The 14,003-nt window shown below is 41.2% G+C and carries 11 protein-coding genes; 8 read left to right on the forward strand and 3 right to left on the reverse strand.

What is annotated here, in order from left to right; genetic code table 11:
- Positions 1-19: 19 nt before the first annotated feature.
- Together tamL and DQW11_RS01360 are read left to right on the forward strand one after the other, a co-directional pair.
- Positions 20-2,374, forward strand: a complete 2,355-nt coding sequence (gene tamL / locus DQW11_RS01355; RefSeq protein ID WP_232826645.1) for a translocation and assembly module lipoprotein TamL — start codon at positions 20-22, stop codon at positions 2,372-2,374.
- 18 nt (positions 2,375-2,392) lie between these two features.
- Positions 2,393-2,686 carry a hypothetical protein gene (locus DQW11_RS01360; protein WP_113922188.1) on the forward strand — a complete coding sequence of 98 codons (294 nt, stop codon included), beginning with the start codon at positions 2,393-2,395 and terminating at the stop codon, positions 2,684-2,686.
- Positions 2,687-2,738: 52 nt separating this feature from the next.
- On the opposite strand, the gene DQW11_RS01365 is transcribed toward DQW11_RS01360, so the two are convergent.
- Positions 2,739-3,695 (reverse strand): aldo/keto reductase, encoded by a 957-nt coding sequence (locus DQW11_RS01365; RefSeq protein WP_113922189.1) that lies wholly within the window; start codon positions 3,693-3,695, stop codon positions 2,739-2,741.
- A gap of 220 nt (positions 3,696-3,915) precedes the next feature.
- Between DQW11_RS01365 and DQW11_RS01370 the strand changes: the two genes are divergently transcribed.
- Complete coding sequence (locus DQW11_RS01370) at positions 3,916-4,140, forward strand: DUF3820 family protein (protein ID WP_113922190.1); 225 nt, start codon at positions 3,916-3,918, stop codon at positions 4,138-4,140.
- Positions 4,141-4,176: 36 nt separating this feature from the next.
- On the opposite strand, the gene DQW11_RS01375 is transcribed toward DQW11_RS01370, so the two are convergent.
- Positions 4,177-5,394, reverse strand: coding sequence for a S8 family serine peptidase (locus DQW11_RS01375; RefSeq protein WP_113922191.1), 1,218 nt, complete (start codon positions 5,392-5,394; stop codon positions 4,177-4,179).
- A gap of 314 nt (positions 5,395-5,708) precedes the next feature.
- Here DQW11_RS01375 and DQW11_RS01380 point away from each other — a divergent pair, with 314 nt between their 5' ends.
- From DQW11_RS01380 to DQW11_RS01390, 3 genes are all read left to right on the forward strand, one after another.
- Positions 5,709-8,015 carry a TonB-dependent receptor gene (locus DQW11_RS01380; protein WP_113922192.1) on the forward strand — a complete coding sequence of 769 codons (2,307 nt, stop codon included), beginning with the start codon at positions 5,709-5,711 and terminating at the stop codon, positions 8,013-8,015.
- A gap of 27 nt (positions 8,016-8,042) precedes the next feature.
- A complete protein-coding gene (locus DQW11_RS01385) occupies positions 8,043-8,642 on the forward strand; it encodes a hypothetical protein (protein ID WP_113922193.1) in 600 nt (199 codons plus the stop codon).
- 68 nt (positions 8,643-8,710) lie between these two features.
- Positions 8,711-9,136, forward strand: coding sequence for a hypothetical protein (locus tag DQW11_RS01390; RefSeq protein ID WP_113922194.1), 426 nt, complete (start codon positions 8,711-8,713; stop codon positions 9,134-9,136).
- Positions 9,137-9,172: 36 nt separating this feature from the next.
- Here the strand turns inward: DQW11_RS01390 and DQW11_RS01395 are convergent, their stop codons facing one another.
- Positions 9,173-9,688: a hypothetical protein gene (locus DQW11_RS01395; RefSeq protein ID WP_113922195.1), complete on the reverse strand. Its 516-nt coding sequence runs from the start codon at positions 9,686-9,688 to the stop codon at positions 9,173-9,175.
- Between the two features lie 138 nt (positions 9,689-9,826).
- Here DQW11_RS01395 and DQW11_RS01400 point away from each other — a divergent pair, with 138 nt between their 5' ends.
- Positions 9,827-11,419, forward strand: coding sequence for an ATP-dependent DNA ligase (locus tag DQW11_RS01400; protein ID WP_113922196.1), 1,593 nt, complete (start codon positions 9,827-9,829; stop codon positions 11,417-11,419).
- The gene (locus DQW11_RS01405; protein WP_113922197.1) at positions 11,409-13,862 is read left to right on the forward strand and encodes a ligase-associated DNA damage response DEXH box helicase; all 2,454 of its coding nucleotides are present in this window, start codon (positions 11,409-11,411) and stop codon (positions 13,860-13,862) included. The genes DQW11_RS01400 and DQW11_RS01405 overlap by 11 nt, the downstream gene beginning before the upstream one ends.
- Positions 13,863-14,003 lie beyond the last annotated feature (141 nt).

Genomic DNA, 14,003 nt, shown 5'->3' on the forward strand with positions numbered 1-14,003 from the left:
TTTAATTTCTTCCTGTTCTTTGACCAAAGGACTCAAGGAAGGTCAATATTTGGTATATGATGTAAAAGTGACCGGAGCAAAAAAAAGCTCCAAATCGGACCTTTCAGACCTGATCCAACAAGAGCCTAATACCAGAATCCCGATTTTGAATACCTCAGTCGGGATTTCAATTTACAGATTTGGAGAATGGATATATGACAGTTCTAGACATCTCAACAAGAAAGCCGAGTTCCTTGCTGAAAGAGATGAACTCAGAAAATTAAGTGATGAAAAGCCGCTCACAAAAAAACAGGTAAAAAGAATAAATAAGGTCAATGATAACCTCGCCTCCTTGGAAAAAAAGCTCGAATACGGCAATTTTTTCATGCGCACAGGAAATCCAAGGGTCATTTTTGACAGTACTTTGACGGAGGAAACAAGCCGGCAAATGAAGTTCTATTTGATTAACAATGGCTTTTTTGACGCTGAAACCCATTTTGAAACTTCTTTTAACAAGAAAAAAGCCCGGATATCCTATCTCATCACAGAACACGAACCTTATGTGGTAGATTCTTTTTTCATCAAATCGGAGGATGTTGGGATTTTAGCTCTTTTGGAGCAAAATCAAAAAGAAAATCAGATCAAGGTTGGCGAGAATTACAACCAAAATTCAATTTCGCGAGAAAGACAAAGGGTGGAAGACTTGCTGAAAGACAACGGTTATTACACTTTTTCAAGGTCATATCTGGAATACAACGTCTTCAAAGATACCGTCAAGCATAAAGTCAGAATAGAGGAAGTCATCAGAAACCCTTCCTTTTCGGAAAGTCATAAGGTCTATACTCTGGATTCTATTTTCTTTTTTATTGATCCACCGTCCGAAGCATTTGTGGATTACGAATTCCATAACTCCTACCGGGATATTGTTTTTGAAGTCTATGAAGACAGGTATTCTGAAAAAATCATTTCTTCAAGGATTTTTCTCGAGAAAGGAAATTTATACAACAGGACAAATGTCATCGAAACCCAACGACAACTCGCCAATCTTGACCTGTTCAGATTTGTAAACATTGCCTTTGATACCTTGGGAAATGTCCTGCGGCCGAGGATTTATACCCAATCCAATCAAAAATATTTGATCACCAACCAACTCGGCGCCACCATTACCGAACAGGTTCCCGGTCCATTTTTTAGCCATTCACTGAGAAACAGAAACCTTTTTAGGGGAGCTGAAATCTTTGAATTTTTCTTCAGGGCAGGTTTGGAAGGGGTCGTATCCGCCACAGGCGAAGGTGGGGTTTTCAGAAGCCGGGAGTTGAATACCTCAGCTTCGGTTATTTTTCCCCAGTTTTTACTTCCGCTGAATGTCAATTCCCTTGAAAAATTTGGCAGGTATAATCCAAGAACCAGGACTCTGGTCGGATATAATTATATCAACCGGCCGGAATACATCCGTGAAAGCGTCAATGGAATTATCGCCTACAATTGGAATACCCGGAATCTCAGGCAGCAATACACAGTCAATGCGTTGGATGCGAATTTTATCCGTTCCAATTTGAGTGATGATTTCAGGTTATTATTGGAAGACCTTCAAAACCAGGGAAATAACCTTATCAATTCATTTTTACCTTCTTATGTCAGCAGTATTTCGGGACAGGTTATTTTCAACTTCAACCAATACGGCGCATTTCAAAAAAACAAAGCATCACTTTGGAGGCTTTTCTTTGAAAGCGGCGGAACGACCCTGAATTTTGTCAGCAGCAGTTTTGTAGAGGAAAGAACATTGGCCTATTTTCAGTTTTTGAAATTTCAGTCAGATTACAGAAAGTATGTCCCAATCACCAAAGACCAAACTTTTGCCTATCGCTTAAATCTCGGATTAGCCAAGCCTTACGGCGTGAGCAATGGCGTACTTCCTTATGAAAAATACTTTTTTGCAGGAGGAAGTACAGGGATTCGTGCATGGCAACCAAGACGATTGGGGCCTGGATCTTTTAGTCCGAATACCTTGGAGGATGGTTCTTTTGATTATAGGTTTGAGCAGCCGGGTGAAATATTGTTTGAAGGCATGTTTGAGTTTCGGTCCAAAATATATGGTTACTTTGACGGAGCTTTTTTCATCGACGTGGGTAACACCTGGACATTCAATGTTGACCCTGCCCGTCCGGGTGCAAATTTCGAATTCAATAGATTTTACAAAGAAATTGCGGTGGGTACAGGTGTGGGTTTGAGGATGGATTTTGACTTTTTGGTGGTCAGGTTGGATATGGGTATTAAAGCCTTCGATCCTGCGCGGCCACTTGGTCAACGCTATATTTTAGACAGCTTCTTTAGAAGTTTCCCCGGTCAGCGTGGTCAGACTGTTTTCAACATAGGTATAGGTTATCCTTTCTAATAATTAAACTAAAAGGAAATGACAATATCAGAATTCAAATCTTCTCTCCTGAAAAATAATCCTCCTGCAGGTTTGAGCACCCAATTGGAGGCCTTATGGTATGACGGAAAAGGTGATTGGAAGAGTGCCCATGACAGGGCCGACGGTCCTGCTGACAAGCTTTCTGCGAGGGTTCATGCTTATCTCCACCGGAAGGAAGGAGATATTTGGAATGCTGATTATTGGTACCGCCGAGCCGGTGAAACCCGACCTGACATCAGCTTGGAACAAGAATGGGAATTATTGGTCTTGAGGATTTTAAAAAACAGCTGAAAAAAAAGCCATTTTACCTGAGACATTCAGCAGGTAAAATGGCCGTTTATATTTATTCTTTTTCCCAAAGATCAGTCAACTTATAAGGGCTTTGGGCTCCTGTAAAAAAGGAACCATCGATAAACCGATATGCTGTTCCAATGTTGGCAAGTTTTTCCATGTCAGCCTCATCCAGATTCACTTCAATAGAAGCTAGATTTTGACTGATTCTATCTTGGTTTACAGATTTTGGGATGACTGCAATATCCCTGTGGACAGAATAGGACACCAAAACCTGCGCTGCTGTGACGCCATGTTTCGAAGCCAGTTCTTTTACAGTTTCATTTTCAAGTAGACTAGGTTCATTTGCTTTTTTGGAAGATGCAGCCCGATCACCCGAACCCAATGGGGAATAAGCAGTCAGTAGTATCCCCTTTTCTTTGCAGAAATTGACCAATTTGTTCTGTGGAAGGAAAGGGTGCAATTCAACCTGAAGCATTTCGGGGGCTATTGTACCGGAATTGATTATCTCCTGAAGTTTGGAGATATTGAAGTTGGAAACCCCTATATGTTTTGTCAGACCCAGATTTTTAGCCTCTTCCATACCTTCCCATGTTTGGGCCAAAGGCACATCACCATAAGTATAAAATTCTTCTCTTGTCTGGGCAAAGGATACACCTTTTTTGAAACTTACAGGCCAATGGATAAGATAAAGGTCAAGGTAGTCAAGTTGAAGGTCTTTCAGCGTTTTTTTCAAAGCGGGGACGACATCATCAAGCCGGTGATTGCTGTTCCATAATTTGGAAGTGATAAAAAGGTCTTCTCTTTTGACAAGACCATCTTTAAATGCTTTGTCGAGGGCGTTGCCAACCTCTTTCTCATTGTCATAGATTGCGGCGCAATCAATATGCCGATATCCGGCTTCAATTGCCCAAAGGACAGCCTGATATACTTCTCCCGGTTTGGATTTCCATGTGCCAAGGCCAATAATTGGCATTTGGTCGCCATTGCTAAAAGTGATAGATTTCATGGTTTTGATTTGGTTTTTTGAACTACACGAAGTTATTAGCTAAATACTGCATTCGGAATCAAAACCTCATTTTTTTGATAGATGTTTTGGAATTCATTTTATTGATTTGAAAAAGAATCAGTATTCCTCACTTGGTTCTCAATAATACTGCCATTAAAGTTGGAAGCAGGAAATTCCGATTGAAAGCCACATTTAATTCTTAATCTTCTACTTTTGGTCAATGGACAGGCAAATATTGATTGATCTGGTTACGAAGACCATGCCTTTTGGCAAGTATAAAGGAAAGCTGCTCTGCGATGTTCCGGAAGACTATTTGATTTGGATGCATAGGAAAGGCTTCCCGGAAGGTAAACTTGGAATGTGGCTGAATACGCTATATGAAATCCGCCTCAATGGTTTAGAAGAAATCCTTTGGGAATTGAAAAAAATAAACCGCCAACTGTGAAGAAGGCGGTTTAGGATTAAAATTTTTAAGCTACAATTATCTTGAAATGATTGGGTCAGCAGTGCTGTCTTTGTCTCCGGTCACAAATCCTGATGTTCTTGCTGCTCCCAAAAGCAATACGCCCGCTGCATGTGGGGATGCCATAGAAGTTCCGCTTATGGTATTGTATCCGCCAGCAAGCCAAGTTGACTTAATGCTGACTCCAGGAGCGCAATAGTCGATTGGAGGATTTCCAAAATTGGAAAAAGTAGCAAACCTATTGTTAATATCAGAAGCTGAAATGGTAAAGATATTGGCACCATTTACCCTTGCAGGAGAATAGTTGTTTGCATTTGCAGCACTGTTTCCGGCCGCAATCACAAACTTGATGCCTTTACCTGCTGCTGCTACAATTGCATCATCCAATGCCTGAGAAACCGGACCGCCCAAACTCATATTGGCCACGTCTCCCTGTCTTCCTTTCGCAGCTACCCAATCAACTCCGGCAATTACTCCGGTATAGGAACCTGAACCTCTTGAATCCAAAACTTTAACAGGCACCACAGTAGCACCGGCTGCAACACCAACCACACCAATCGAGTTATTGATAGCCGCGATAGTTCCTGCAACGTGTGTTCCGTGTCCATCTCCATCGCTAAGATTGGCATCTCTTCCGGAAGTAAATGCAGTAAACCCATTTGTTGTACTGACATTTAAGTCGGGGTGAGTCAAGTCAATACCTGTATCAATTACCCATGCAACGTTTGTACCGGTGTAATTAACTGCACCACCGACTCTGGTGATTCCCCACGGAGTTTCTTGGGCTGTACTTCCTCCGCCTCCACCTGGCTTGCCTTTTTGGGCGATAGACATCACCCTGTCAGGCTCTATATAGCTTACAGATGGGTCATTTTTTAACAGTTCAAGTTGGCTCTCATCCAACTTCACCCCAAAACCATCCAAAGCTGCCGCATAGACTGCTCCTATATTTTGGTCTGAAATCCTGTATTTAGCCAAGATACTTGAAGCACTTTTTCTCATAGAAGCCTGATTGTCTTGGTAGCTCCCATCTTTTCTAAATCCCAAAGATTGAGGCTTAAGAACTACAATATAGCTTCCTGGAATGATATCACCATTTTGATACCTCATAACTTGGTCTTGGGAATCCATGATTGGAGATTCTGCATTTTCCTGGCAGGAGAATGTCACCAAAACAAGTGCTAATGCTGCGAATCCGGCAGGTTTTCCAACAAATCGGTAGAATTTTTTGAACATGATAGAATAATTTTTGAGTGATAGATAATACCAAATACCATTTGGCTTTGATAAATTAAGTCAAAATATAATTTAGATTCAATAGAGTTTCAAAAAATAAAAGAAATGAGAAACCTTTGATAAATTACATTTCAAGTCGGTTGTGGTATACTATTGGTTCCGAATAAGTATAAATCAAAAGTAATTGACGGAAAAATTTTTTTTATTGGCAAAAAGCCCTCAAATATTTTTTTGCAGTTACAAATTGAAACAAAGTTGCATTAACATTAGGTCAAATTAGATTGGATGACTATTTTTGCAACACAGTTACATTTATGTCCAAGTCAGTTACCCTTTTTCTTTCTTTCCTTATTATGGCTTTCAATGCTTTGGGGCAAGAATCCTGTGAGTTGACTATCCGTGGAAAGGTGGTTCATGAAGAAAACAATGAACCGATCGTCGGGGCTTATATTTGGCTCATTGAATCAGAAATCGGTGCGGTGACGGACATGCAGGGTAATTTCAGGATTTCAAAAATTTGCCCTGGAAACCATACTCTCAGGGTTCAATATCTCGGTCACAAAGAGCATTTAGAAAAACTCAACATCAAGTCCAATTTAAACATAACCATCAGGTTGTTGGCAGAAGATGTCCAATTGGAAGGAGTGGAAATCCATGGGCACGAGGAAGCGCTTCTGACTACCAATACTGTTTCGGGTATTTATGGGGAAGAATTGAGAACTTCCAGAGGTCAAAACCTAGGAGAAACTTTGAGAAGAATCCCGGGGGTAACCTCATTTTCTTCAGGATCAAGTATTCAAAAACCTGTTATACACGGACTGCACAGCAACAGGATTTTGATCCTCAACAACGGTGTCAGATTAGAGGGGCAACAATGGGGAGCTGACCATGCACCCGAGATTGATCCGTTTATTGCAAGGGAAATATCCGTAGTCAAAGGAGCAGAAACAGTCCGGTTTGGTCCTGATGCAATGGGGGGAGTGATTTTGGTAAATCCGGCACCACTCCCGGTCAAAGGTGGACAAAGTGGGGAAATAGACTTGATAGGATTTTCTAACGGAAGAGGAATCAACGGTTCAGTTGGTTTATTGGGGGGTTCAAACAAAATAAAAGGCTTGGGCTATTGGGTCCAGGCATCTTCTAAAATCGCCGGAAACCTTCAGACTCCTGACTATATGCTTGACAATACAGGCGTTAGGGAGTTGAATTTTTCCGGGGCTTTGGGATTCAGCAACTCTAGGTTGGGAACAGAGGTTTATTTCAGTCATTTTCAGACCTCAATCGGTATTTTGACAGATTCGCATACCGGTAATCTTTCAGATCTGGAAAGTATCATTGAAAACGGACGCCCGTTCCGAAGTCCTGATTTCACCTATGATATCCAAAACCCAAGGCAAAATGTAGACCATCAGTTATTGAAGCTGAAGGGACATTACCACATGGCCGGTGGGGCCAAATTGAATATTCAATATGCATTTCAGAGAAATCACAGACAGGAATTTGACAGAAGAAGAGGCGAATTGAACAGCAGGCCTTCTCTGGATTTGGTGCTTTTTACCAATACACTTGATCTCAGTTATAACCATCAAACAAGAAAAAACTGGAACGGTTCTGTCGGCGTGCAACTCATTCAGCAGGCAAACTCAAATATTCCAGGAACAGGTGTTGTGCCTTTGATACCAAATTATGACATGCTCAATGTTGGATTCTTTGCCATTGAAAAATTCACCAGTGGGCCGTTGGAAATTGAGGGAGGGCTGAGATATGATTTTAGACATGTGGAGGCTGCAAGGGTCAACCGTGGCGGCGTATTGCAGGAGGATTCCTTTGATTTTAATAATTTTTCAGCGTTTATCGGCGCCATGTACCCAATTTCCCGCAACCTGACTTTCAACACCAATTTTGGCACAGCTTGGAGACCTCCGAGTATCAATGAGCAGTTCAGTCAGGGATTGCACCACGGATTGGCGGCTATCGAAATCGGAAATCCTGATTTTGTCAGTGAGCAGTCCTTCAAATGGATGAATACCCTCAATTATTCTGACAGCAAGCTCAACATTGAACTAACGGGCTATGCCAATAGAATCAATAATTATATCTATCTCAATCCAACTGAGGAACGGTTTGTGTCTTTGCGGGGAACATTCAATGTCTTTGAATACCTCCAGACGGATGCTTTCTTTTTTGGTACAGACCTGAGTGCCATTTGGACCATGTCTTCCCATTGGGAGTTATTCTCAAGAGGGTCAATTGTGCGGGCAAAAAACACAACAGAGAATTCCTTTCTGCCATTTATCCCGGCTGACCGGTTAGAAACAGGATTGAGCTATCAATTTCTGACAGGTGTGTCAAAAAACGAATCGAAGATTTCCTTCAGCAATATGGCCGTAGCCAAACAAACCCGTGAACCGGATTTTGACCTCGCTCCTGCACCACCTGCTTACATGCTTTGGAACCTTGGGGCTCAAAAATCTTTCAAAATGGGAAAAGACAAGCTAAATGTGGGTTTGCAGATCACCAATCTCTTTAATGAAGCCTACAAAGATTATATGAACCGGTTCAGGTATTTTTCCCATGAATTGGGAAGAAATGTAATGGTCAAGCTTAACTATGAATTTTAATCAATACTTTATAAACCAATTACTAAAATGAAAAATTACAGATTCAATTACCTTGTATTAGCATTTTCCGCTATTTCGGTTTTATTCTCTTCTTGCAAAAGTGATGATCCAGAACCGGAAAACGAAGGTGAAGTTATCACAGAAGTTACCCTAAAGTTTACCGAGCTTAATTCAGCGGGAGCGCCTGTTGGAACGCCTGTTGAATTTAAAGCCACCGATCCTGACGGTCTTGAGCTTGGCAATGGCCCCACAATCCAAACAATCGCTTTAAGCAGGGGAAAAACCTATTTGATGGAAATTTTTCTTTTTAATGGTATAGAAAATGAGGACATCACAGAAGAAATCCGCGAGGAAAAAGAGGATCATCAATTCTTCTTTTTGGGCTCAGCATTTAGTGGAACTCCACTGCTGAGCTATACCTACGGTGATGAAGACATTGATGGCAATCCTGTGGGACTAAGAGGGAATGTTCAGACCCTTGGATTTAATGCCGCTCAGATGAGAGTTGTACTAAGACATGACCTTAACAAGAATTTTGCAGGTGCAAATAATCCAAACTGGGAGAACTTTGTACAGGCAGGCGGCGAAACAGACCTTGATATTACCTTTCCAGTTGTTTTAAATTGATAAATTCTGAAAGGCTGCTTTTATTGAAGCAGCCTTTTTTGTTTATATTGGCATAAAAAAACAACCTTATGAAAAAATATTCCCACCTTCTAATCTTTGGATTCGTTCTATTCATGGCAATTTCCTGTTCAGGAAAAAAGGAAGTTGAAGGAGACCCAAAGATCTATGCTGAGGCAAATGACTACCTTCAAAAATCACTGGATCTAAGGGAAGAAATCAGCGGTTTTGAGAAGCAGATCAAAGAATCAAACATTGACTACACTGCTTTGAAAGAAGAACTCAAAATCTGGGACAAGGACATCATTGAAGTTCCGGGATTTGAGCATTCACATGATGATGAGCATGGAAGAGAATACCATGTACATAATCCAATGAAACCTTTCAAGGACAGCGAGCACCTCGATTACCAAAAAGTAATGCATGCAGAAATCTCCCAACTCCACGAAAAATTTAAAATGCTTACCGTTCCAAAAGTAATGGAAGAGGTAAAATAACCCAAACAAAAAAGGTCATCTCACGATGACCTTTTTTTATTCGAGGTATGGAGAGCAGATTGACATTTCCTCCCTCTTAAATGCCTGTGGGCTGTTGTCATTGGCACCAATATTACCGACAGACAAGATTACCTGGTAGTCAGGTCCTGAATCAGCCAAATGTATTTTTATATGCCCATCAAAAGTATCCATGTCAGCAAATTTCAGTTTGGTACCATCCGAAAGCTGACCAAGGATTGTTACGCTTTTTAGTGTTCTGATATCTATAGGATCAAGTTGGAATGCAATCGGAGAATCTGCGGTTTCATAGGATCCAAAATGTAAGTGGGCTGGAAAAAAATAAGGATCATTATCCTTGTTTCCATTGAGTTCCAATGTCAGTTCTAAGTCACCGCTCAGTAATTCTTTTATCTTAACATTTCCTGAGTAATTGAAGTCGGAACCTTGGTAAAGGTTGTAAGTCAGTTCATTGGTGGTGTAAATAGTTTCTTTCTCTTGCTCACAAGAAATCAAGACAAGGGCTGAAAGAAAGATAAATGCCAACTTTTTCATATCGGTATGGTTTTATTGCTAATTACGCTGAATATGGGGTTAAGTTCCATAAACGGTCAAAGATACAATTTTAAGCTTTTTTATGATGTGAACCTTGTCACATTATATGAAGTTTGAACGGAGTAGAAACACCATTCCATGAGACATTTTGCAGGTTTGTTCATGCGCCTTGACCAAAGTAACAAAACGACGGATAAAATCGAGGCGCTGAAGGAGTATTTTTTGTCTGCGCCGGACGAAGACAGGCTTTGGACAATTGCGCTTTTTACACATCGCAGGCCAAAGCGTCAGGTCAACACAAGGTTGCTGCGTCAATGGTGTTGCGAATGGTCAGGAATTCCCGATTGGCTTTTTGAAGAATCCTATCAGACCGTTGGGGACCTGGCCGAAACCATTTCGTTACTTTTACCCATCACTGACGGACAGCAGGATTATTCTTTGAGTTATTGGATACGCTATTTGATGGATCTTGAAAACCTTGAGGAAAGCGCAAAAAAAGATCAAATCCTGCAGGCTTGGCAAATGATGTCTAAAGAAGAACGCTTTATATTCATCAAACTGATGACAGGCGGATTTCGGATCGGTGTTAGTCAAAATTTGGTCACACAGGCTGTCGCAGATGCTTTTGAACTCGAAAAAACTGAAGTCGCCCATCGCATCATGGGTGATTGGAATCCTCAAAGTGTATCATTTCAGGACTTGATTCTGGCAAAAAAACAAAGTGATGACCTTTCAAGACCCTATCCATTTTTCCTGGCTTATCCATTGGAAAAGGAATTGCCTGCTTACGGAGATATTAAAGATTGGCAGGTTGAATGGAAATGGGACGGAATCAGGGGTCAAATCATACAAAGGGAAGGTCAGGTATATATCTGGTCAAGGGGAGAAGAATTGGTCACTGAAAAATTTCCCGAACTTGCTTCTATGGCTTTGGAATTGCCATCAGGGACTGTCTTGGATGGAGAAATACTCACCTTTTCAGAAGGTAAACCCCTACCCTTTTCATTGCTTCAAACCAGAATCGGGAGAAAAACCCTGAGCAAAAAAATCCTTCAGGAAGCTCCGGTAAGTTTTATTGCATACGACATTTTGGAACAATCAGGAATTGATCTTAGGCAGAATCCTATCAAAGAGCGAAGGATGGCGCTTGATGACCTTGTCAAAAATACCAATCATGACAGGTTAATTATTTCCCCTTTGGTCGAAGCGAATAATTGGGATGATTTGCTTACGCTACAGGGCGAATCAAGAATCCGAATGGCAGAAGGTTTTATGCTAAAAAAATCAGATTCATTTTACGAGGTTGGACGCAAAAAAGGCTCTTGGTGGAAATGGAAAATAGAACCGCTTACCATTGATGGTGTGCTTCTTTATGCCCAAAAAGGGCATGGAAGGCGGGCGGATTTATATACCGATTATACTTTGGCTGTTTGGGAGGGAGAAAAACTCATTCCTTTTGCAAAAGCTTATTCAGGACTGACGGATGAGGAAATCCGGGAGGTAGATAAATATGTAAAGCAAAATACACTTGAAAAATTTGGTCCTGTACGGACTGTCAAGCCTGCTATGGTATTTGAAATCGCCTTTGAGGGGATACAGGAAAGCCCAAGACACAAATCAGGAATTGCCTTGCGTTTTCCCAGAATCCAAAGATGGAGAAATGACAAGCCAATCGAAGAAGCCAATACTTTGGAAGATTTAAAATCACTACTTTCAGTCTATGGCAAATAATCCCCTTTCGGTTGCATTTCAATATTTCCAGAAAAAGGGTTGGATTCCATTTGAATTTCAGGTGGAAACCTGGCAGGATTTTTTGGATGGCAAATCCGGTTTGCTCAATGCCCCGACAGGAAGTGGGAAGACATTTGCATTGTTTTTCCCTGTCATATTGGAATACATCCGCAATCACCCTGATGATTGGCAAAAACCTAGAAAAAACGGCATCCAGCTGATCTGGATTACTCCTTTGAGGGCATTGGCTCAGGATATCCAAAAAGCCATGCAGGAAGTGTGTGAAGCAATCGGACTGCCTTGGAAAGTTGCCGTGCGCAACGGAGACACGGAAAATAAAGAAAGGCTAAGCCAAAAAAAGAATCCTCCTGAGATTTTGATCACCACTCCGGAGACCCTGCATATCCTTTTGGCCCAAAAAGACAATCATGCTCTGTTTCAAAACATGCAGGCAATAGTGATCGATGAGTGGCATGAATTGATGGGAAATAAAAGAGGCGTACAGGTCCAATTGGCCTTGGCTTACATCCGGCACCAGAGTCCCCAAGCAATTAAGCTTTGGGCGATTTCGGCCACTATCGGCAATTTGGAAGAAGCCTGTCAGATTCTTTTGGGTGAAAGACATCCGGTACATATTGTAAAAGCCAAAATTGAAAAAACCATCAAACTCCAAACTGTCTATCCTGATGAACTTGAAAAATACCCTTGGTCAGGACATATGGGGGTAAGACTTATTGACAAGGTCATTCCGATTATTGAGAAACATAATTCCGTTCTGCTTTTTACCAATACTCGTGCACAAACAGAAATATGGTACCATCAGATTATGGAAAAGAGACCTGATTGGGCAGGATTGGCGGCTATACATCACGGTTCTTTGGATCAGGCAGTAAGGACTTGGGTGGAAGAATCTCTCCATTTTGGCAAGCTCAAATTGGTAGTATGTACCTCGAGCTTGGACCTTGGCGTGGATTTCAGACCCGTGGATGCCGTGATCCAAGTAGGTAGTCCAAAAGGGGTAGCAAGGTTTATACAAAGGGCCGGCCGATCGGGCCACCAACCGGGTCTGCCAAGTTTAATCTATTTTGTACCTACCCATTCATTGGAGCTGGTCGAAGCGGCCGCTTTGAGGAGTGCAATGGAAAACAATGAATCTGAAAACATCATTTGTCCCACTTTGACTTTTGATGTTTTGATCCAGTTTTTGGTAACACTTGCTGTCGGTGAAGGCTTTTTTGAGGAAGAATTGTATCCGATACTCAAAAGCACCTATTCATTCAAAAATCTGACAGAGGAAGAGTATCGATGGACAATGTCTTTTATTACCCAAGGTGGAGAATCGCTGCAGGGTTATGAAGAATTCTCTAAAGTGGAGAAAGATGAAACCGGAAAATACTGCATCAAAAACAAAAGGGCTGCCATGGTCCACAGGCTTTCCATGGGAACAATTGTAAGTGAACCTATGCTGAAAGTAAGGTTCAAAAACGGGACTTTTCTGGGAATGATTGAGGAGTACTTCTTTTCAAAACTCAGGTTAGGTGACCGTTTTTTCTTTGCAGGCAGAAACCTGGAATTTGTGGCAATCAAAGAAATGAGCGCCATAGTCCAGCTTTCAAACAGGAAAAGTACCAATACACCCTCCTATATGGGTGGAAGGATTTCCCTCACTTCCAAACTTGCATTTAAAATCCGTGAGATATTGGAAAAGTCGACCCTTGGGATTTTTGACTCAGATGAAATTGCCTATGTCGCACCGCTGTTGGATTTACAAAACAGAATATCTCTCGTTCCGGATAAAAAGACGCTTTTGATTGAAAAAATCATATCCCGTGAAGGGTACCATATTTTCATCTTTCCTTTTGAAGGGAGGATGGTCCATGAAATCCTCGGCGCACTGATAGCATATAGAATCAGCGTCAGCTACCCGATAAGCTTGAGTATTGCCATGAATGATTATGGTTTTGAGATGCTTTCGGATATACCGATTCCGATCGAAGATATTTTGGAAGAGGATGTTTTTTCTGAAAATAATCTGGCAGAGGATATCAAGTCATGTATCAATGAAAGTGAAATGGCGAAAAGGAAATTTAGAGACGTGGCGACCATTTCAGGGCTGGTTTTTCAAGGATTCCCGGGAAAGCCAATAAAATTCAAACATCTCCAATCCAATTCCGGGATCCTGTATGGTGTATTTGAAGATTATGATCAAGACAATTTACTCCTCAAGCAGGCACACCGCGAGGTGTTGGATATACAGATGGAAAAAGACAATGTTCTCGAGGCAATACGCCGAATCAACTCCCATCAAATTGTTTTAAAAACTCCGGGACAATTCACTCCCTTTTCCTTCCCGATAATGGTAGACCGCCTCTCCAGGTCTACAATTTCTTCCGAATCTATGGAAGACAGGGTTGCAAAAATGAAAGCCTATTTGATAGAATAGCCAAATTTAGAATAAATCAGCACCGATGATTTATTCTTATATGCAAAAATTGAAAATTGATGTTCTGTCATTTTTTTTGTCAATTTTTTTTAGCATTTTCTAAATTAAACATTTTGTTATCAGAGGTTTTAAGCCTATTTT

The sequence above is a fragment of the Cognataquiflexum aquatile genome (assembly GCF_003316845.1).
Taxonomy (GTDB): Bacteria; Bacteroidota; Bacteroidia; order Cytophagales; family Cyclobacteriaceae; genus Cognataquiflexum; species Cognataquiflexum aquatile.